The 19,492-nt window shown below is 57.5% G+C and carries 19 protein-coding genes; 9 read left to right on the forward strand and 10 right to left on the reverse strand.

Translation table 11 applies throughout. The annotated features are described in order from the left end of the window. Window positions 1-30 precede the first annotated feature (30 nt). Window positions 31-663: a cupin domain-containing protein gene (locus tag GOV88_RS02395; RefSeq protein WP_171239429.1), complete on the reverse strand. Its 633-nt coding sequence runs from the start codon at window positions 661-663 to the stop codon at window positions 31-33. 169 nt (window positions 664-832) lie between these two features. Here GOV88_RS02395 and GOV88_RS02400 point away from each other — a divergent pair, with 169 nt between their 5' ends. The 3 genes from GOV88_RS02400 to GOV88_RS02410 all read left to right on the forward strand — a co-directional run bounded on the left by GOV88_RS02400 (window position 833) and on the right by GOV88_RS02410 (window position 3,907). Beyond that, window positions 833-1,828, forward strand: a complete 996-nt coding sequence (locus GOV88_RS02400; RefSeq protein WP_171239430.1) for a hypothetical protein — start codon at window positions 833-835, stop codon at window positions 1,826-1,828. Window positions 1,829-1,900: 72 nt separating this feature from the next. After that, window positions 1,901-3,193: an O-acetylhomoserine aminocarboxypropyltransferase/cysteine synthase family protein gene (locus GOV88_RS02405; RefSeq protein WP_171210610.1), complete on the forward strand. Its 1,293-nt coding sequence runs from the start codon at window positions 1,901-1,903 to the stop codon at window positions 3,191-3,193. 3 nt (window positions 3,194-3,196) lie between these two features. Further along, complete coding sequence (locus GOV88_RS02410) at window positions 3,197-3,907, forward strand: GNAT family N-acetyltransferase (protein ID WP_171239431.1); 711 nt, start codon at window positions 3,197-3,199, stop codon at window positions 3,905-3,907. Between the two features lie 2 nt (window positions 3,908-3,909). On the opposite strand, the gene GOV88_RS02415 is transcribed toward GOV88_RS02410, so the two are convergent. Beyond that, on the reverse strand, window positions 3,910-4,605 hold the full coding sequence (locus GOV88_RS02415) for an SIMPL domain-containing protein (protein ID WP_171239432.1): 696 nt from the start codon (window positions 4,603-4,605) through the stop codon (window positions 3,910-3,912). A gap of 164 nt (window positions 4,606-4,769) precedes the next feature. Here GOV88_RS02415 and GOV88_RS02420 point away from each other — a divergent pair, with 164 nt between their 5' ends. Continuing rightward, a complete protein-coding gene (locus GOV88_RS02420; RefSeq protein ID WP_171239433.1) occupies window positions 4,770-6,695 on the forward strand; it encodes a hypothetical protein in 1,926 nt (641 codons plus the stop codon). A 55-nt stretch (window positions 6,696-6,750) separates the two neighbouring features. On the opposite strand, the gene hppD is transcribed toward GOV88_RS02420, so the two are convergent. After that, entirely contained in the window at window positions 6,751-7,848 is a 1,098-nt protein-coding gene (gene hppD / locus GOV88_RS02425; protein WP_171239434.1) for a 4-hydroxyphenylpyruvate dioxygenase, read from the reverse strand. 147 nt (window positions 7,849-7,995) lie between these two features. Here hppD and GOV88_RS02430 point away from each other — a divergent pair, with 147 nt between their 5' ends. Both GOV88_RS02430 and GOV88_RS02435 read left to right on the forward strand, forming a co-directional pair. Continuing rightward, entirely contained in the window at window positions 7,996-8,451 is a 456-nt protein-coding gene (locus GOV88_RS02430) for an Lrp/AsnC family transcriptional regulator (RefSeq protein WP_171121128.1), read from the forward strand. A gap of 19 nt (window positions 8,452-8,470) precedes the next feature. After that, window positions 8,471-10,351 carry a monovalent cation:proton antiporter-2 (CPA2) family protein gene (locus tag GOV88_RS02435; RefSeq protein ID WP_171239435.1) on the forward strand — a complete coding sequence of 627 codons (1,881 nt, stop codon included), beginning with the start codon at window positions 8,471-8,473 and terminating at the stop codon, window positions 10,349-10,351. A 25-nt stretch (window positions 10,352-10,376) separates the two neighbouring features. Here GOV88_RS02435 and cobT read toward each other — a convergent pair whose 3' ends face one another. Continuing rightward, on the reverse strand, window positions 10,377-11,390 hold the full coding sequence (cobT, locus tag GOV88_RS02440; protein ID WP_171239436.1) for a nicotinate-nucleotide--dimethylbenzimidazole phosphoribosyltransferase: 1,014 nt from the start codon (window positions 11,388-11,390) through the stop codon (window positions 10,377-10,379). 31 nt (window positions 11,391-11,421) lie between these two features. Between cobT and cobS the strand changes: the two genes are divergently transcribed. Further along, a complete protein-coding gene (gene cobS / locus GOV88_RS02445) occupies window positions 11,422-12,234 on the forward strand; it encodes an adenosylcobinamide-GDP ribazoletransferase (RefSeq protein WP_371808209.1) in 813 nt (270 codons plus the stop codon). Here cobS and GOV88_RS02450 read toward each other — a convergent pair. The 6 genes from GOV88_RS02450 to GOV88_RS02475 form a co-directional block, all read right to left on the reverse strand. Continuing rightward, window positions 12,231-13,001 (reverse strand): ion channel, encoded by a 771-nt coding sequence (locus GOV88_RS02450; RefSeq protein ID WP_171210602.1) that lies wholly within the window; start codon window positions 12,999-13,001, stop codon window positions 12,231-12,233. The two genes, cobS and GOV88_RS02450, sit on opposite strands and share 4 nt — an antisense overlap. A 116-nt stretch (window positions 13,002-13,117) precedes the next feature. Next, window positions 13,118-13,633: a CarD family transcriptional regulator gene (locus GOV88_RS02455; protein ID WP_170348382.1), complete on the reverse strand. Its 516-nt coding sequence runs from the start codon at window positions 13,631-13,633 to the stop codon at window positions 13,118-13,120. A gap of 283 nt (window positions 13,634-13,916) precedes the next feature. Beyond that, a complete protein-coding gene (gene fdxA / locus GOV88_RS02460) occupies window positions 13,917-14,255 on the reverse strand; it encodes a ferredoxin FdxA (RefSeq protein ID WP_171121124.1) in 339 nt (112 codons plus the stop codon). A gap of 66 nt (window positions 14,256-14,321) precedes the next feature. Next, entirely contained in the window at window positions 14,322-14,687 is a 366-nt protein-coding gene (locus tag GOV88_RS02465) for an RNA-binding S4 domain-containing protein (RefSeq protein WP_171239437.1), read from the reverse strand. Between the two features lie 6 nt (window positions 14,688-14,693). Next, a complete protein-coding gene (locus GOV88_RS02470; RefSeq protein WP_171239438.1) occupies window positions 14,694-17,507 on the reverse strand; it encodes a helicase-related protein in 2,814 nt (937 codons plus the stop codon). 16 nt (window positions 17,508-17,523) lie between these two features. Further along, window positions 17,524-18,132, reverse strand: coding sequence for a tetratricopeptide repeat protein (locus GOV88_RS02475; RefSeq protein ID WP_171121121.1), 609 nt, complete (start codon window positions 18,130-18,132; stop codon window positions 17,524-17,526). Window positions 18,133-18,163: 31 nt separating this feature from the next. On the opposite strand from GOV88_RS02475, the gene GOV88_RS02480 reads away from it, so the two are divergent. Then, window positions 18,164-18,454, forward strand: coding sequence for an SCP2 sterol-binding domain-containing protein (locus GOV88_RS02480; RefSeq protein WP_171121120.1), 291 nt, complete (start codon window positions 18,164-18,166; stop codon window positions 18,452-18,454). Further along, window positions 18,454-19,431 (forward strand): alpha/beta fold hydrolase, encoded by a 978-nt coding sequence (locus GOV88_RS02485; RefSeq protein WP_171239439.1) that lies wholly within the window; start codon window positions 18,454-18,456, stop codon window positions 19,429-19,431. Before GOV88_RS02480 ends, GOV88_RS02485 begins: the two co-directional genes overlap by 1 nt. Window positions 19,432-19,492 lie beyond the last annotated feature (61 nt).

Below are 19,492 nucleotides of genomic sequence, written 5' to 3' on the forward strand. Positions count from 1 at the left end.
TAATGCCTGTTTTTAAAGCAATCGCGGAATTCAGATCATCTGGTTCAGGTGGCCGGACTTCATCCAAACACGTGCGCCAGATGCCCCGGCTTGCGCGCTAGACTTCTCTCCGGGTGGTAGCCTGAGCCAGTCCCAGACCGCAAAATCCTCGGACGATTCCTGCACCGAGCCTTCGATTATGAACAGCTCAAGCCCTCCGGCAGCGTCCAATTCCACCGTTTCGCCGGGGCCTAACGTCAGAACCCGCACGTCCTCTTGCGCGTCTTTGAAGAGTTGCATGTTGCCCTCTCCGTTGATTGAACGCCGCACTTGGGTCCGGTCCTCGGGGTCGAATTGGTGCAGCTTGACCAATATCGTCGCTCCTTCCTTTGCCGAAGGCGTATGGGACGATGTCGGCGGGTTCCGCACGTAACTGCCCACAGGGAAGTCACCCGTTTCATCCTGAAAGACGCCATCCAGAACAAGGTATTCCTCACCCCCATTATGGGTATGCGCGGCAAACGCGCTGCCCGGTGCAAACCGAACAATCGTCGTCGCGCGAGCGACCTCTTCGCCGATCCGATCAAGCATTTTCCGTTCAACCCCAGCAGCCGGGGACGCGACCCATTCGTTTTCGTCGAAATGAACTGCCACGCGCCTGGTGAAATCTGCGTTGACCCTCATGAGTCTTCTCCTGTTTCGTCCCGTGTCCAATAGATGGGCGTGCTGCCGCCAATTTCAAAATTCCCATTTCCGGTGCCGCGTGAACTCTGGTTTTGACGAGCCTTGCTGCGTACAGTACGTGCAACACAAATAATGCGCCAATGAGCGGCCAAATTCCGAAAGTCCCTCGATGCAGGCCAAGACCCCAAAGTTCAACGTCGTAATCGTCGGACAGAACAACCGCCTACAGTACGAGGCGCTTTTGTTTGCCGCTTCGTTGCGGCACAGCTCACCGGATTTTGCGGGCAGATTATTCGTTGCCTCACCCAATTCCGGGCCGCGTTGGTCCCAAGACCCCGGGCTACAAAACGAGGATGTACTTAAGGCTTTGAAGCAGTTGGACGCCGAGGTTTTGCCATTCGACAACCTCGTATTTGGTGAAAGCTATCCCAACGGCAACAAGATTGAAGCCTTGCTCGCGCTGCCCGAGGGTGAGCCGTTTGTGTTTTTTGACAGCGACACGCTGATCATCGGGGATCTGAACAGCGTCGCATTCGATTTTGATCGTCCAAGCGCCTCGCAAAAAGTCGAGGGGACATGGCCCCGCCCAACACTGTATGGACCCGGCTTTGATGGCATTTGGGGCGCATTGTACCGCCGGTTCGGACTGGATTTTGACAGCTCTTTGGACAGATCGCAGCCGCACGACTACTGGCGGCGGTATCTGTATTTCAATGCCGGTTTTTTCTATTACCGCTGTCCCAAAGAGTTCGGGGAACGCTATCTGGAATATGCCCGCACCATCCGGGACGAAGACATCCCCGAAATGGCCGGGCAAACGCTGACCCCTTGGTTGGATCAAATCGCACTTCCCCTTGTCATCCATTCGCTTGGCGGAGGGCGTGACACCCTGCCCCAAGGTCTGCTGGATGGATCGGTGAGCTGCCATTACCGCCTGTTTCCACTGCTATACGCACGCGAGAGTGACCATGTGGTCGAGGTGTTAGAAACCGTCGTTGCACCGAACAAGATCAAGAAAGTGCTCAAGGGGTATGAGCCGATCAGAAAGCTGGTGATCCAGCGCAAAGGGCATAAGATCCGTCAGATGTTCGACCGCGACAACCTGCCCCAACGCGAACAAGTCATTCGCAACAGGATCAAAACTAGCGGCCTTTGGATGCGTTGACTGGGTTGTTGTGCGCAAGCGCCCAATCGCCTAGAGAGTCAGCAACACACATTCCAGAGGGAGAGTTCAACGATGTCAGACGGTCCAACCTACGGCTTTGACACGCTTCAAATTCACGCTGGTGCGCGCCCTGATCCGGCAACGGGGGCGCGTCAGACCCCGATTTACCAGACAACGGCGTACGTCTTTCGTGACGCAGACCATGCGGCCGCCCTGTTCAACCTGCAGGAAGTCGGCTTTATCTACTCTCGCCTGACCAACCCAACCGTGGCCGTTCTGCAGGAGCGTATCGCCACGCTGGAAGGTGGTGTGGGCGCTGTCTGCTGTTCTTCGGGCCACGCGGCGCAGATCATGGCGTTGTTCCCGTTGATGACTCCGGGCTGCAATATCGTTGCTTCGACGCGCCTTTATGGGGGGACCGTTACGCAGTTCAGCCAAACCATCAAACGCTTTGGCTGGTCCGCCACATTTGTGGATACGGATGACGTAGACGCGGTGAAGGCCGCCATCGACGACAACACCCGCGCGATATTCTGCGAATCCATCGCCAACCCAGGCGGATACGTCACCGATATCCGTGCGCTGGCAGATGTCGCCGACGATGCGGGCATTCCTCTGATCGTCGACAACACCTCGGCCACCCCATACCTGTGCCGCCCGATTGAGCATGGCGCGACGCTGGTGGTGCATTCGACCACCAAATACCTGACCGGCAACGGCACCGTAACGGGCGGCTGCGTCGTGGATTCGGGCAAATTCGACTGGTCGGCGAATGACAAATTCCCCTCGCTCGGCCAGCCTGAACCCGCCTATCACGGCCTGAAGTTCCACGAAACGTTCGGCCCGTTGGCTTTCACCTTCCATGGCATCGCCATCGGTCTGCGCGATCTTGGCATGACGATGAATCCGCAAGCTGCCCACTATACGTTGATGGGGATAGAGACCCTGTCGCTGCGGATGGAGCGCCATGTCGAGAACGCTCAGAAAATCGCGGCCTGGCTCGAAGCGGATGACCGGGTGGAATACGTGACCTATGCAGGGCTGCCCTCGTCGCCTTACAACGACCGGGTCAAGGCGCAGTACAAGAAGGGCGCTGGCGCGCTGTTCACCTTTGCTGTCAAAGGTGGGTATGACGCCTGCGTCAAGCTGGTGAATGCGTTGGAAATCTTTAGCCATGTGGCCAACCTAGGCGATGCACGGTCACTGATCATCCACTCGGCCTCGACCACCCACCGCCAGTTGACCCCCGAACAGCAAGAGGCCGCAGGTGCCGGCCCCGGCGTTGTGCGCGTATCCATCGGGATCGAAGACGCCGGCGATCTGATCGCTGACCTGGATCAGGCACTGGCAAAAGCGTCGGCCTAAATCATGGTCGAGCACGTAACGAACGACTTGGGCCAACCCATCGGATTGCCGGTTTCGGGCGAGTTTCCACGCCCGACTCCGCCCTACACGCCGATGGAGGGGCGCTATTGTTCGGTCGTGCCACTGGACGTGAACCGGCATGCGCCCGGATTATACCGGGCGTTTGCCAACGATACTGACGGACGGAACTGGACCTACCTGCCATACGGTCCGTTCAAGGCCGAAGAAGACTTTGAAGTTTGGGCGCGTGCATCGTGCGTAGACGCTGATCCGATGTTTCACACGGTACTGGATCACGAGGGCACCCCGGTTGGGATGGCCTCGTTCCTTCGGATCGACCCCGCTGCGGGCGTCATCGAGGTTGGGCACATCCACTTTTCGCCGCTATTGCAGCGCAAGCCGCCCTCGACCGAAACAATGTTTCTGATGATGCGCCGCGTGTTCGATGAGCTGGGCTACCGGCGCTATGAATGGAAATGCGACGCACTGAATGCCCCGTCACGCAGCGCGGCCGAACGTCTGGGATTCACATTCGAAGGGGTTTTCCGGCAGGCCGCGCATTACAAGGGCCGCAACCGGGATACGGCTTGGTATTCCATACTCGACACTGAATGGCCCCGCGTCCGTTCCGCGTTCGAAGCATGGCTGTCGCCCGACAATTTCGACCAAACGGGCCAGCAACGCCAATCGCTGCAGGCCCGCGCCAAAAGCTAGGGTTACTGTGAAATTCCGAACTCCATCGAAACGGTGACAGAGATCGAGATTTCCCCGCCTGCGACTGGCACTCCACCGGAATCCGCCATGTTGAACTCGCGCATTTGCGCGGCAGGCCGGACGCTCGCCACCTGCTCATTGATCGTTTTGACCGGACCCAGCGTCAGGTTCGCAGCTTGTGCCAATTGTTCAGCCTTGGCGGTCGCTTCGGCCACGGCCTTGGCGCGCGCTTCGGCCTCAAGGGGTTTCGGGTCTTTGACACCGAAACTGAGGCCGCCGAAGTCATTAGCACCGTCCTGAATAACAGCGTCCATGAGCGATCCAAGCTGCGAAAGGTCCTGAACACGTACGATCACCCGGTTCGAGGCGACAAATCCCGTGATCTCTGCCTTTTCTCCGGCCTGGTTGCCGCGCCCAGACCACGCAGGCGACAAAGAGATATCTCGGGTCTGGATATCCTGCGCTTCTACTCCCAGTTCCTCCAACCTGCTGAGGATCTGAGATACAGCGTCCGACGTGGCCTGCATCGCGGTTGACGCTTGCGCATCCTCATTCGTGACACCCAGATTGATCGTCGCCATATCCGGGGCCGTCTGAACGGTGCCAGCGGCGGCGACTGAGATGCGACGTTCTTCCGCATGTGCCATTCCCGCAGTGGTTATGGCCAGCACGGCGGCCAGAAAAGCAAGGTTCTTCAAGGTCTTCCCTCCAAATTCATTTATACTAAGATGGGGTGGCAACGGTCTGCCGAACAAGGGGAAGGATTGGCTTTTTCTTTCCCTCGGCGGGATCCTGCTTTAATGTCAGTCTGCGGACGAGACATCGCCCGCGTTGATGATGACAATTGTGGTTCCTCCGGAATATGAAACCTGCCTTTGCGCTGTCTTTTTCTTCTGCCGGGATTTCTTTGCACCACTTCGCGGACGATGAATGGTTCTGCGTTGGCGAAGTTTCCTTGGATGTGGAAGACCTGAACGCGCAGATCGAAGACCTGCGCAACAAGGGTTTCGCACTGGAAAACGACCTGAGCTGTAGGCTGATCCTTCCAACTGATCAGGCCCGGTTCCTTTCGGTCGAAACCGATGCGTCCGATCCTGCCGGGACGGAGCAACGCGTTCGCAACGCTTTGTCCGAGGCAACGCCCTATGAACTGGACGAATTGGCGTTCGACACCGTCAGCAGCGGCTCAACCACTTATATCGCCGCGGTCGCCAAGCAGACCCTGAAAGAGGCGCAGGCATTTGCTGCCGATCACGGGTTCATCCCGGTAGAATTTACAACACAAGTGGACGATCAGGACTATCCGGCCGACCCTCTGTTTTCCTTGGCAGACCAACCGATTGCGCATCCTGCCGCCCCCATCACCCCAGAGGAGCCTGACGGCCTTGCGGTTCATGCGATAGCCGCATCTTCGACCCCGGCTGAGTTCCGCTCGGCCCCGTCGCAAGCGACCGCTGGTCAAGGTTCTACTGCAGGAATGAAACTGCCCCAAGGCCTTGCGATTCCATTGGCAGCAGCGGCGGTGATCGCGGTGGTTTTGATCGGTTGGGGCGTTTTCGGCTCTGATGGCGATGTGCCTTTGGATACGGAACTTGCCGACGTACAGGAAGAACCGGTTGAACCTGTGCCGTTGCCTTTGCAAACCGAAGCTTTGGACGTCGAAGAATCGGAAACGGCAAGCGTCACCCTACCGGAACCCAAGGCGCCGCCGGCAGATGAAGACTTGGCGGGTGAGATTTCCCCAACCGACGCCGCGATCCTTGAGGCGTTGAACGAAACACCGACAGACGCCGCAATTCTTGAGGCGCTAAAAATCGCCCCGACGGTCGTTGAAGATGTCGCAAAAGACCCAGAGCCGGAGCCCGTACAGGTACATGCCAGTGCACGGATCGTCGTCCCCGCCCTCCTGCCTGAGCCCGAACCCGCCGTACCTGAGACGGTCTATCTTACGTCAATCGACAAATCCGATCTTTCGCGGGATGCGATCGCCCTGCCGGAGGTCGGCAGCTTTGACACAGACACCCCGTTTGAGCAGGTCGCCGACCCGACCAAGCCCGGCACGCGTTTCGATCTGGACGACCGGGGGCTTGTTGCGGCCACAGTGGATGGCACACTGAATCCCGATGGCATCGTGGTCTATTTAGGGCGCCCAGCGAAGGTGCCGCCAGACGTTCCGGTTCGCTTTGAACAAGAACCCATCGTCGAAGAACTGACCTCGCGTTTGGCAGAGTTACGCCCGAAACCCCGGCCCAGTGACTTGATTGAGCGCTTCGAGCGTCAGCAATTGGGTGGACGAACGCGCGAAGAACTGGCCAGCGTCAGGCCCAAGCTGCGCCCCAAATCTGTTCAAGAGCGGCCACAGGTTGATCACACGCCAACGGCGCTGGCGGTGGTGCGCGTACCGCGCCCCAAACCGCGCCCGGCAGGGCTTATTCAAAGACAGGAAACAAATACGGCCCGGCTGGGGTCAACCGCAGCAGTTCCACAAAATAACGATGAGGCGGGTTCTTTCCAGGCACGGGCCGTTGCTCCGAAAATTCCGTCATCTGCATCGGTTGCCCGTCAGGCGACAATCGACAATGCGATCAACCTGCGCAAACTTAATCTGATTGGCGTCTACGGCTCCCCGGCAAACAGGCGCGCGCTGGTGCGGCTTCCCAGTGGCCGCTACAAAAAGCTGAAGGTCGGGGATCGGCTGGATGGCGGAAATGTGGTCGCCATTAGTGACAGCGAGTTACGCTATCAAAAACGCGGTCAGAACGTGACCCTGCGAATGCCACGAAGCTGAGGAAAAGGCTCAGAGGCTGGATCACACCCTCTGAGCATTACGTTAGCCAGCCCTTTTAAGCCGCGGAAATTTCTCCGCTTTCGATCTGCTCACGCTCGATGGATTCGAACAGGGCCTGGAAGTTACCTTCGCCAAACCCATCGTCACCTTTGCGTTGAATGAACTCGAAGAAGATCGGACCGATGACGGTCTTTGAGAATATCTGAAGCAGAATGCGGGTCTCGCCCCCATCCAGAACACCTTCTCCGTCGATCAGGATTCCGTGTTTCATCATCCGGTCCAGCGGCTCTTCGTGGTCGGCGACCCGATCCGTAGACATCTTGTAATAGGCTTCGTTCGGACCTGGCATGAATTTCAAACCCTTTTCCGCAATAGCGTCGGTCGAGGCGTAGATATCTTCGCTGCCCACGGCGATATGCTGAATGCCTTCACCCTTGTACTTTTTCAGATACGACACGATCTGGCCCGTTTCGCCACGATCTTCATTGATCGGAATGCGAATGCGTCCGCAGGGCGACGTCAATGCGCGGCTGAAAAGGCCCGTGAACTTGCCCTGAATGTCAAAGAAACGAATTTCGCGGAAGTTAAACAGATCACCGTAGAACTTGAACCATTTGTCCATGTTGCCCTTGTAGACATTGTGCGTCAGGTGATCGAGGTAATAAAACCCGTCACCGCGCGGCTTTGATTGCTTGGTCCAGGTGAATTCTTCGTTATAGGGCGAGGTATCGTAATACTGATCAATAAAATAGATCAGCGACCCACCAATCCCCTTGATCGCAGGGACGTTCATTGTCTTGTCTTCGGCGTCATAAGGCTCTGCCCCTTTGGACACAGCGTGCTCATACGCTTTTTGGGCGTCCACTACCCGCCACCCCATCGAAGGGGCGCAGGGGCCGTGCTCGGCCACAAATTTCGCGGCAAAGCTATCTTCGTCTGCGTTCAGAATGTATGTCACATCCCCCTGTTGCCAGAGTTCAACCGCCGGCTTGTCCTTGTGATGCCCAACCAGTTCGAACCCCATCTTGGCAAACAGGTCGCGCAGTTCCTGAGGATCGGGGTGAGCAAACTCAACAAACTCGAACCCGTCGGTTCCGGCGGGGTTTTCAGAGCTGATGACAGATTTCGGGGCGTTGTGCGGGAAAGGACCCATGGCGCGTCTCCGTAAATAACAGGAATTTCTTTGCTGATTCCAAAATACGCCTTATCCAATGCTTTTTCTGCGCATTGTTTTCGTGTAACCTGATATAGAGCGCGCGATTTGCGCATGGTTTACGAATATTTTAGAGAATTTTCGCATATGCTGGACTCCACCGACACACGCCTTTTGTCCGAGCTGCAGAAGAATGCGCATTTGACTGCGCATCAGTTGGGGGAAATGTTGAACCTGTCGCCTAGTCAGGCAGGGCGGCGACGGCAAAGGCTTGAGGCTGAAGGCTATATCACAGGCTATGCTGCCCGGCTGGATCCGCTGAAATTGGGACTACAGGTTCAAGGCTTCATACAGGTTCATCTGGGCACCCACGGCCCCGAGCAATCCGAAAGCTTTTCCCGCATGGTCGACACCCGCCCAGAGATCACCAGCGCGTGGACGATGACTGGAGAAGCGGATTATTTGCTCCATGTTTATTGCGACGATCTTTCTGCCCTGAACCGCTTGCTTCACCAGGTGATACTGCCGCATCCTGCAGTAGCCAGAGTGCAAAGCCAGATTGTGATGGACCAGCTCAAGCGCGACGCGCCGCTGCCCACCTGACCCGAACGAAAGGACCAAAATGGACGACTTCCTTTATCAGGCGACAATCTATCTGGCCGCCGCGGTGATTGCCGTGCCTTTGTCGGCCCGTCTGGGTTTGGGATCTGTTCTTGGATATCTGGCAGCCGGGATTGTGATCGGCCCCATGTTCGGCCTTGTCGGGGCTGAAACAGAAAGCCTGCAGCATGTCGCCGAATTTGGCGTCGTCATGATGCTGTTCCTGATCGGGCTAGAGCTTGAGCCGCGCGCCCTTTGGGATATGCGGGACAGGCTGTTGGGCTTGGGTGGTCTGCAAGTCCTGCTATCGACGGCTGTGATCGCGGGTGTTGCTATTTATGCAAACCATCCGTGGTCTGTTGCCCTGGCCGTTGGATTGACCTTGTCTTTGTCTTCAACGGCGATCGTCTTGCAAACCCTTTCGGAAAAGGGGTTGATGCAAACGAACGGGGGGCGCGCCACCTTTTCCGTGCTTTTGACACAGGACATCGCGGTTATCCCAATTCTGGCGTTGCTGCCGCTTTTGGCCATGCCTGCCATGCCTCATTTCGAAGATGACGGCTCTATCGACCGTGGGGTGAAGGACCTTCACGATACCGCGCATCACAGCTTGTCGCTGGTTGAAGGGCTACCGGGTTGGGCCGTGACGCTTGTCACCATCGGCGCGGTTGCATTTGTCATTCTTGCCGGGATTTACCTGACGCGCCCCTTGTTCCGCTTTATCCACGCAACCCGTCTGCGCGAAATGTATACGGCGCTTGCCCTTATGATCGTCGTCGGCATTTCCTTCCTGATGACCCTCGTGGGCCTGTCCCCTGCCCTTGGTGCGTTTCTGGCCGGCGTGGTTCTCGCCAGCTCAGAATTCCGTCACGAGATGGAAAGCGATCTGGAGCCGTTCAAAGGCCTGTTTCTTGGCCTGTTCTTCATCACGGTCGGCGCCGGAATTGATATCGGTTATTTCTTCAATGACCCGTTTGATCTGATCGGGTTGGCCTTGCTGGTCATCCTGGCCAAAGGGATCATTCTGTATCTGGTTGGTCGCGCATTTAAGCTGCGGGGACGTGATCACTGGCTGTTCACCTTAGGTCTGGCACAAGCTGGTGAGTTTGGCTTTGTTCTTCTGGCCTTTTCGACCCAGCAGAACGTGATCCCCCCGGACCTGTCGCAAAAACTGTTGATGATCATCGCGTTGACGATGCTGATCACACCGCTTTTGTTCATCATCTTCGACCTGCTCTCGCGGCGTATCGGCGAAGGAACACCAACCCCTGAACCGGATGAGATCGACGAGAAAGGCCCAGTGATCATTGCAGGCATCGGTCGCTTTGGTCAGATCGTAAACCGTTTGGTGCGCGCCAGCGGTTTTAAGACGATCGTTTTGGATCACGACATCGAAACGATCCAGCTTATGCGCCGCTTCGGGGTCAAGGGGTTCCTAGGCGACCCCACCCGACCAGAACTTTTGCGGGCCGCGGGGCTTGAGAAAGCTGCGGTTCTGGTTGCGGCGATGGACGATCCAAAGACGGTCACCCGTCTTGTCAGTTTTGCACGCCGCCAGCGCCCCGACCTGCACATCGTCGCGCGCGCGCATGATCGTACCCATGTTTATGAGCTGTACCAGGCCGGCGCGGACGATATCGTGCGCGAGATGTTCGACGGATCACTACGTGCGGGCCGGTATGTCCTCGAAAATATCGGACTTAGTGAGTACGAGGCAGCCCACGCTGAACAGACCTTTTATCACCACGACAGGATGTCCGTCCGCGAGCTTGCTGAACTTTGGGTTCCCGGAATGCCGACGGCTGAAAACAAGAAATACATCGAACGCGCACAGCAACTGGAAAAAGACCTTGAGACCGAGTTGCTGGAGCTTTCCGAAAAACACGCGAAAAAGTCCGCCTGATCCGTCGTGGATCAGGCTGCATTGATCACCCGTCCGACACGCCTGCCTCGGCAAATGTCGCCATTCCGGAATGGCAGGCCACGGCGCTTTTCAGGATATTGATTGCCAACGCCCCTCCAGAGCCTTCGCCAAGACGCAGGCCAAGGTTCAAGAGCGGCTCTTTACCCAACTTTGCCAAAACGGCCCCATGCGCGCCTTCGGCACTTTGATGGCCTGCTACGGTGTGGTCCAACGCGCCTTTGACCGTCTCAGCCAAACAAGCTGCGGCAGCAGAACAGATGAACCCATCCAAGATGACAGGAATGCGCAATGCACGGGCGGCAGCGATCGCTCCGGCCATGGCAGCGATTTCCCGTCCCCCAAGTCGGCGCAGAATTTCCAGACCATCGCCCGTGCCTGCATGCAAGGACACACCTTCGGCGACGACCCGCGTCTTGTTTGCCAGACCCGCATCGTCAACGCCGGTTCCACGCCCGGTCCAATCGGACGCCTCGCCGCCGAACAACGCACACGCAATCGCAGCCGCCGGGGTGGTATTTCCTATCCCCATCTCACCAACAACCAAAAGGTCAGCATTGGGGTTCACCGAGCTCCACCCGGTTTGCAACGCCTGCAGCAACTCATCTTCCGACAGGGCTGGTCCGGTTGTGAAATCCGTTGTCGGGACATCCAGATTCAGCGCGTGTACGTCCATGGTGGCACCGGCGGCCTTGGCCAATTGGTTGATCGCCGCTCCGCCATGCTCAAAATTCGCAACCATCTGAACGGTCACTTCAGGCGGAAAAGCTGATACACCCTGCGCAGTGACCCCATGATTGCCAGCAAAAACGATGACCTGAGGCGCGGTTATCTGAGGGCGCGCATCTTGACGCCATCCGGCATACCAGATCGCCAGATCTTCCAGCCGCCCCAACGCTCCCGGTGGTTTTGTCAATTGACCGTTTCGTTCAGCCGCACCTTGCGCGGCATCATCGTCAGGACCGGGGGCCCCGCTCAGAGCTTGACGAAAGGAATTCAGATCGTTCAGTTCGGGCAGCATTCAAAGCCTCGTTGCATCAGAGTGGTCCTGCGTGTTTAACCAAAGCGATCAATCCGGCAAGACCCAGAAAGGCATGGGAGTGCAAAAAACCGACACCAACCTCGTTTCCAGATGGGATATTCCTGTGGCGCTGGTTCTTTTGACACGCCTACCGCTTCCGCGACTGCCTGAACACGTTTTTGAACGCCAGGCAGATGCGGCCTGGGCCTTCCCTGTTGTTGGGCTGGTCGTCGGCCTACTTGCCGGCGCTATCGGGTGGGCCAGCGTTGCAGTAAACCTTCCGCCCTTGGCCAGCGCAATACTCGTCATTGCCGTTCTGGTACTGTGCACGGGTGCCATGCACGAAGATGGGCTTGCGGACACGGTAGATGGGTTTTGGGGAGGGTTTACCCCCGAACGACGGCTTGAAATCATGAAAGACAGCCAAATCGGAACCTATGGCGTCCTGGCTCTGTTGATATCGCAAGGCCTGCGCGTCGTTTTGATAGCGACGCTGCTGTCCCAGGGTGGCTTGTCGGGCATCTTAGCCGCATGCATCGTTTCCCGCGCAGCGATGCCGGTTTTGATGGCCTCACTTCCAAATGCACGGCGCGCGGGCCTAAGCCACTCGGTCGGGGCACCCAGTGCTGGTTCAGTCGCATTGGGCGCGTTGGTTGCACTGGTATGTGCGATGGTTTTGGTAGGTGCCCCAGCAATGGCCGCGATACTGGTTATTGCCATATGCCTGTTTGTTATCGCCGTTGTCGCAAAAGCCAAGATCAGAGGCCAAACCGGAGATGTTCTGGGCGCAACGCAACAAGTGTCCGAAATCGCATTCCTGCTGGTTCTGGTCGTAGCGTCCTAAGAAACGCCTCCGGTTTCAATTTTCAGAACTTCGCCGCAATGCTTGCAATGCACTGCGTCGGGATCATGGCGAAACAGACCACAGCTTGGGCACTTGTGGCGCACTTTCTGCGGCATAAAGATCGCTTGCGCCAATCGAACAAACAGCGCGACGCCAACAACCATAATGAACACTGAAAACAGCTTCCCCCCCGGTGTCGCCAAGGTGATGTCACCAAAACCGGTGGTCGTCAGCGTTGCCATCGTAAAATACAGCGCGTCGATATAGGCAGTCTGACTCTCCTCGGGGATAAAAAAGACCAGAACAGCGGTTGAGGTCACGAACACGAACACCAACAGGTTAATGGCCGCTATCACGGCGTCTTCGTGGGTTCGGAAGAACTCAACATCACGGCGCAAATCTCTGAGCAGGTGATAGGAGTGAATCAATCGCAACGCGCGCAGAATACGCAGGAACGCCAGATTGCCGGAAACGAATGGATCCAGCATCAACGAAATGATCACGACCAGATCAGCAAGCGTGTAGACCTTGAAGAAAAGTTTCCACCGATCCTTTGATATCCAAAGCCGCGCCGAGAAATCGCACAGGATCAACAGACCGATGAACATGCTTAGAACCGTCAGCCCCGGCCCGTGCGGAACATGGGCCGTAGCGACAAAGAACACGATCGTCACCAGATCAAACAGGATCAGCCCATAGCGGAACCAGACGGAGATCGGATCGCGCCCGATATAGAGATACTTGAGGGTCTGCTTTACCTTGGCCATGTACCCGCCTCTGTTTACAGGGAAATTACCCGCAATCAGGCAATTCACCAAGCGCTCGGGCACGAAAAAAAGGCCGCCCTGTTACCAGAGCGGCCTTAAATCGTCATTCTGCCGGGTCAGGCGGCGGCTGCGCGCGAGGTCAGAACCTCATCCACTTGTTTGGCAGCAGACACTTCGCCGGCGCCGGAAACAGCGGCAACTTCACGGGTCAGACGTTCCAACGCGGCTTCGTAAAGCTGACGCTCGGAATAGCTCTGCTCACGCTGGTCATCGGTGCGGTGCAGGTCACGAACCACCTCGGCGATCGAGATCAGATCGCCCGAGTTGATCTTTTGTTCGTATTCCTGCGCACGGCGCGACCACATGGCCCGCTTTACCTTGGCCTTACCTTTTAGGGTTTTCATCGCCTGACTAATCACATCTGGCGAACTCAGCGAGCGCAGACCGGATTCGGTGACCTTGTTGGTTGGGACCCGTAGGGTCATTTTGTCTTTTTCAAACGAGATGACGAACAGCTCAAGCGAGTATCCCGCGACTTCCTGTTCTTCGATCGAGATGATCTGACCCACGCCATGGGCAGGGTAAACAACGTAATCGTTCGGGCGGAACTCAAGCTTTTTCGACTTAGACATACAGGTTCATCCTTGTTTCCAGAGCGAAGGACAGACAAAACAACACACCAGCCCGCGCCATCTTCGGCCCGGTCAGGCGGTGTATTTGTCAATAAATCAGAACTCCAAAGCGCACATACTTACGGAGCACATCCCCAACTCAGTCATCATTCAGCTTTCGAGTATATCACAAAACTGAGACATACGAAAGCAGCACAGTTCAGGTGCCTTACAAAACTATTTGCGTCCAATAGCTTAGGCGGTATTTCCGATATTGACTGACCGGTTGATAAAAACGAATCGGTTAGCCGCCCTCACCCGGAGCTTCAGAGAAATACTTCTCCATCTTACCTTCTTCGCCGTCACGTTCTTCGGCCTCGGGCAGCGGGTCCTTCTTGGTTACGATCACCGGCCACATTTCCGAGTATTTCCGGTTGAACTCGACCCATTGATCCATCCCCGGCTCGGTATCGGGGCGGATGGCGTCTGCAGGGCATTCGGGTTCACACACGCCGCAGTCGATGCATTCATCGGGATGAATGACCAACGTGTTCTCACCTTCATAGAAACAATCCACCGGGCATACCTCGACACAGTCAGTGTATTTGCAGCCAATGCAGTTTTCAGTGACAACGTAGGTCATGGTCGGATTCCCGTTTGCGCTTTGGGCGTCTAGCTAAATCAGTCTGGCGTCAGCTTCAAGATAGGATCAGCTATCTTGAGTGCGAGAAAGATCAAGAGCACGCCGATCTTTCTTGTTTGGACGACCTTTTCCCTCGAACCCGGGATTTCGTGGCGGTGTGTCCTGTTTTTCGGTCAAATCAACATAAAGCGTTTGAGCTTCGGTCGCAGGCCCGCGACGATCACCCAGCTTTTCCACGCGGACAACCCGAACGATGCGGCCCTGCGGGAAGGTTAATACATCACCGGTGCCGATGGCTGTCGCCGGTTTCAGCACCCGGTTGCCGTTAACGCGCACATGGCCGCCGCTGACCTGTTTGGCAGACAGGCTGCGGGTCTTGAAGAACCGCGCCTGCCACAACCATTTGTCGATCCGCAGCTTGGCCTCGGACATCCGCGCTTAATTGCCGTCCTTAAGCCCCATCAGCGCAGCGGCGAAGGGGTTATCGGGATCAATGGCTTTTTCTTTCTTGGGCGGACGGGCCGAGAAGGATTTCGCGCCCTGCGGCTTGCCACCCTTTTTGCCCTGCGGCTTGCCACGACCGTCCTGAGGTTTGCCACGCGGCTTGCCCTTGCCCTGCCCCTGCTCGCGGCGCGGGCCACGGTTCGGCTGGCGCTGACGACCCCATGTGAAGGTGTAAAACACCTCAACTTCGGGTTCGTCAGTGACGGGTTCCGCAGCCGGAGCCTCGGCTGCCGCCTCGGTGCTGTCGGTGGCCTCGGCTGGCGCCTCGGCGGATACAGTTGCATTATCTGTCGCGACTGCATCTGGCGGAGTTTCTTCGGCGGCAGGTTGCTCGGGCGCATCTACCGCAGGTTGTTCCGCAGGCGTGACTTTGATCTTTTCACGCTCGCCACGCTCAGCCTTATAGCCCAGACCCTGCATCAGGTCGGCGAATTGTTCCAACGTCATGCCGGTGATCGACAGCATGTCGGGCTTGGCTTCGAACCCGCCACGGCTGTCCTCAGACCGCAGCATATCGGCCAGACGCTCCAGCATGTCGATGCGGATCGAGCGTTCACCTGCGTCACGATAGCCGCACATTGTGTCATAGCCTTTGGGCGCATCTTTAGCGACAGGAACAGTCACAAGACCCGGAGGTGGTGCTTCGGGGAATTCCTGCAGCCCGCTGGACAGTGCCCACAACACCAGACGCAGGCGCGTCGGCGCGGGTTTCAGCAGCAGTGGCATAAAGATGGTGAACTGACCGAACCGGATGCCGTGCTTGCGCAGCGCACCGCGGGTGTCCTGATCCAGATCCTTGACCTCTTGCGCGACCTGCGCGCGGGGCAGCACGCCCAAAGCTTCGACCATGCGGAAGGCAAAGCCTTTGGCCAGACCGGACAGTTCCTCGTCCCGCGACAGGTTCAGCAGCGGCTCGAACAGCGCGGCAACCTTACGGTCGATGAAGTGTTGCAGACGGCGCTGCACCTTCTGTTCAACGTCAGGGCCTGCGGCTTCGTCCACGAAGACTTCAACCATGGGCTTGAGTGGCTCAGCCCCGGCGACCAACTTGCCGACAGCATATTCGCCCCACATCAGGCCACCTTGTTCGGTGAAATCAATTTCGGTATCGGGCGCGTTGTAGAAGCGGTCGGCACGCAGATGGAATTGCGGCGCGAGAGCCTGCAAGGACGCCGATTTCAAGGCTTTCGCCTCGGTCCCCTGCGCGGCTTTGTCCGGAATGAACCGGAACCCTTCCAGACGACCGACGAATTCGCCTTCGACGGTCACTTCACCCTTGTCATTTACTTCGGCCAAAAGGGCCTCCTTCTGTTTGAGCCGCCGCAGCAAAACGGATGTGCGCCGGTCCACAAATCGTTGGGTCAGACGGTCATGCAAAGCGTCCGACAGCCTGTCTTCTACAGTGCGCGTTTCCTCACGCCAATGGGATTCGTCACGCACCCATCCGTTTCGTTGCGCAACATATGTCCAGGTGCGAATATATGCCAGCCGTTTGGACAGTGCATCAATATCTCCGTCTGTCCGGTCAATCCGGCGGATTTGCCGCGCCATAAAGTCATCAGGGATCGACTGACGCTCATGCAGATAGCCGTAGATCACCTCGAGCAGGCTGGCATGTTCGGCATGGCTGATACCGCGAAAATCGGGGATTCGGCAGACATCCCACAGCAGACGGATGGATTGCGGATCGCTGGCGCGGGCCATGACCTCGGTCACTTGTGACAGCGATTTCAGCACGTTCAGGTCGTCGGCCGGGCGCGCCTTGAGCAGGTTTTCATTGTCCGGGCCAACCTCAAGCGATGTGATCAGCGCCTCGATCGAGCCAAACCGCAGGGCGGCATTCCGCCAGTTCAGCTTTTTCATCGGCGTAAAGCGGCTGTCCATGATCGCCTGCGCCACACCTTCATCCAGCGGAGGGGCCTCGCCCGTGACGCCGAACGTGCCGTCCGACATGCCACGCCCTGCCCGGCCAGCGATCTGTGCCAGTTCGTTGGGGGCCAAGGGTCGCATCCGCCGACCGTCGAATTTGGTCAGCGAGGAAAACGCCACATGATTTACATCCAGATTCAGCCCCATGCCGATGGCATCGGTGGCGACCAGATAATCGACCTCGCCATTCTGATAGAGGTCCACCTGCGCATTCCGCGTGCGCGGGCTAAGCGCGCCCATGACGACCGCCGCCCCACCCTTTTGACGGCGCAGAAGTTCCGCAATGGCATAAACACTATCGACCGAGAACCCGACGATGGCGCTACGCGGAGGCATCCGGCTGATCTTTTTCGACCCGGCATAAACAAGCTGAGACATGCGTTTGCGCCGCACAAACTGCGCCTCGGGGAACAACGCCGCGATGGGGCCGCGCATTGTGTCCGAGCCCAGAAAAAGCGTTTCGCTTGTGCCGCGCGACCGCAACAGGCGATCGGTGAAGACATGGCCGCGCTCGGGGTCGGTGCAGAGCTGGATTTCGTCGATGGCCACAAAATCAGCGCCCATGCCCTCGGGCATCGCTTCGACGGTGCAGACCCAATACTGGGTGCGCGGGGGCACAATGCGTTCCTCACCCGTGACCAGCGCCACGACAGACGGCCCGCGAATGGCAACGATCTTGTCATAGACCTCGCGTGCTAGCAGGCGTAGCGGCAGACCGATCACACCTGTCCGGTGACCCAGCATCCGCTCGATCGCGTAATGGGTTTTACCTGTGTTCGTCGGGCCAAGTACGGCCACAATTCGGGATGACCCGCTCACTCTTGCCCCCTGCCCCTTAGAGGGCCGAGCCCTCGACCTGAGGCTTCAGTCGATTCACGGCATTGGTTACTTCTTCGTGATGGGGATGTATAGCCAGCGCGCGTTCATAAGCCGCAAGCGCCTTATCAGGCTGACCGACAATCTCGAAAATCAAACCCAAGCCGTAAATCGCCTCGTAATTGTTGGGATTTAAAGTCAGGGCCTGCTCCAGATCGGCCGCAGCCATTCCAAAACGCTCGATCCCGAAAAACGCCGAGGCACGGACATGCCAGCCCTCTGCGAACTCGGGCGCGTGGTCGGTCAAAGCCGTCAAGTGATCAATTGCTGCCTTTGTGTCACCGTCATCCAATGCCTCACGCCCGCGTTCCAGCAACAGGTCCGCCGATGCAGACCCGGACAAAGCCCACAGCGCCTTAAGCTGCCGGTCTAACCCCAGCGCCTGTTCCGGCGTCGACTGCGCCAGTTGTTCAAGCAATTCGGTTTCGTCCCGGGAATCGGCGGTCTGAGCGACACAAGGAATGGAAAACGTGACTAGCATTGCGGTTGCCGCAACGATACCTTTGAGATTTGTGTAATTAGTGCCCATAACAACGTTCAGTGTAGCGTAGCGCAGAAGGATGTCCATTCCTCGCGCTCAAATCAAAGTGAGGAGAATCATGAGCGACACTCTGGAGAAAGCCGCAGCAGCGCTGAACGAAAAACTGGACGGCAGCGGTTTTGGCGCATCGGCCAAATTTGCCATCGAAGGTCTTGGTTCGATTGTTCTGGACGGCAGCGGTGCACGCGTTGGCGATGAAGAAACCGACGTCACCATGAGCGCGGATGTCGACACGTTCGAACAAATTCTCAGCGGTGAGCTGAACCCGACCGGTGCGTTCATGGCCGGCAAACTCAGCGTTGATGGCGACATGAGTATCGCCATGCAGCTAGCATCGGCTCTGGCCTGATGAAAATGTCGCCGGCCCCTTTGTTTGAAGACGTGGCCGGCGCACCCTCTGGCGGTGTGGCGCACTGGTTGGACACCGAAGATGGCGTGCGCATTCGCGCCGCCCATTGGTCGCCCAAAGACGAAGCCCGCGGAACGGTAATGATATTCCCGGGGCGAACAGAATATATCGAAAAATATGGCGAAGCCGCATCCGAATTTGTGGGCCGTGGGTATGCTGTTCTTTCTGTTGACTGGCGTGGACAGGGGCTGGCGGATCGCCTGCTGGATGACAATCGTGTTGGACATGTCGACAAGTTCACCGATTACCAACACGACGTAAGGGCCGTTCTTGATCTGGCCCAGCGTCAGAACCTGCCAAAACCCTGGTATGTCATCGGCCACTCGATGGGCGGTGCAATCGGTTTGCGGGCGGTACTGGAAAACGACTGCTTTGCCGCCTGCGCCTTTACCGGGCCGATGTGGGGAATCTTCTTTACGCCCCTGATGAAACCTCTTGGCCGGTTGACGGCTTATTGGGGACCTCGGTTTGGCCTTGGTGAAAAGACGCCCCCGACCACGTCGCTGGAAAGCTATGTTCTGTCCCAACCCTTTGACGGCAATGTACTGACCCGCGATCCCGACATGTACAAGATGATGCAGGATCAACTGGTCGCGCATCCTGAGCTGACCTTGGGCGCGCCGTCGACCATCTGGCTGCGCGAGGCGCTGGATGAGTGTTCGTGGCTGATGGCGCAGACCGCCCCTTCCACCCCTTGCTTGACCTTCCTTGGCTCGCATGAGCAGATCGTCGACCGCAAGGCGATCCGTGCGCGTATGGCGAATTGGCCAAATGGAACTCTGGTCGAAATTCCAGACGGTGAACACGAAGTGATGATGGAAGCGCCGGATGTCCGCGGCCCCGTATTTGACCAGCTTGCAGCCCATTTCGGCGCAGCCAGCACCGACCCTGAGGCGAAAGCGGCCCTGTCGAGCTAAGACCCTGCTTGTGATCCTTGAGCGTCGCGCCTAGATGTTTGCAAATGCAGATTTTCGAGGT

Origin of the sequence: Ruegeria sp. HKCCA5491 (assembly GCF_013034565.1) — a bacterium.
Taxonomy (GTDB): domain Bacteria; phylum Pseudomonadota; class Alphaproteobacteria; order Rhodobacterales; family Rhodobacteraceae; genus Ruegeria.

What these genes read in the sequence shown, in the direction of transcription:
- GOV88_RS02395 (WP_171239429.1), bottom strand. Translation starts at nt 663, where the DNA reads ATGAGGGTCAACGCAGATTTCACCAGGCGCGTGGCAGTTCATTTCGAC.
- GOV88_RS02400 (WP_171239430.1), top strand. Translation starts at nt 833, where the DNA reads ATGCAGGCCAAGACCCCAAAGTTCAACGTCGTAATCGTCGGACAGAAC.
- GOV88_RS02405 (WP_171210610.1), top strand. Translation starts at nt 1,901, where the DNA reads ATGTCAGACGGTCCAACCTACGGCTTTGACACGCTTCAAATTCACGCT.
- GOV88_RS02410 (WP_171239431.1), top strand. Translation starts at nt 3,197, where the DNA reads ATGGTCGAGCACGTAACGAACGACTTGGGCCAACCCATCGGATTGCCG.
- GOV88_RS02420 (WP_171239433.1), top strand. Translation starts at nt 4,770, where the DNA reads ATGAAACCTGCCTTTGCGCTGTCTTTTTCTTCTGCCGGGATTTCTTTG.
- hppD (WP_171239434.1), bottom strand. Translation starts at nt 7,848, where the DNA reads ATGGGTCCTTTCCCGCACAACGCCCCGAAATCTGTCATCAGCTCTGAA.
- GOV88_RS02430 (WP_171121128.1), top strand. Translation starts at nt 7,996, where the DNA reads ATGCTGGACTCCACCGACACACGCCTTTTGTCCGAGCTGCAGAAGAAT.
- GOV88_RS02435 (WP_171239435.1), top strand. Translation starts at nt 8,471, where the DNA reads ATGGACGACTTCCTTTATCAGGCGACAATCTATCTGGCCGCCGCGGTG.
- cobT (WP_171239436.1), bottom strand. Translation starts at nt 11,390, where the DNA reads ATGCTGCCCGAACTGAACGATCTGAATTCCTTTCGTCAAGCTCTGAGC.
- GOV88_RS02450 (WP_171210602.1), bottom strand. Translation starts at nt 13,001, where the DNA reads ATGGCCAAGGTAAAGCAGACCCTCAAGTATCTCTATATCGGGCGCGAT.
- GOV88_RS02455 (WP_170348382.1), bottom strand. Translation starts at nt 13,633, where the DNA reads ATGTCTAAGTCGAAAAAGCTTGAGTTCCGCCCGAACGATTACGTTGTT.
- fdxA (WP_171121124.1), bottom strand. Translation starts at nt 14,255, where the DNA reads ATGACCTACGTTGTCACTGAAAACTGCATTGGCTGCAAATACACTGAC.
- GOV88_RS02465 (WP_171239437.1), bottom strand. Translation starts at nt 14,687, where the DNA reads ATGTCCGAGGCCAAGCTGCGGATCGACAAATGGTTGTGGCAGGCGCGG.
- GOV88_RS02475 (WP_171121121.1), bottom strand. Translation starts at nt 18,132, where the DNA reads ATGGACATCCTTCTGCGCTACGCTACACTGAACGTTGTTATGGGCACT.
- GOV88_RS02480 (WP_171121120.1), top strand. Translation starts at nt 18,164, where the DNA reads ATGAGCGACACTCTGGAGAAAGCCGCAGCAGCGCTGAACGAAAAACTG.
- GOV88_RS02485 (WP_171239439.1), top strand. Translation starts at nt 18,454, where the DNA reads ATGAAAATGTCGCCGGCCCCTTTGTTTGAAGACGTGGCCGGCGCACCC.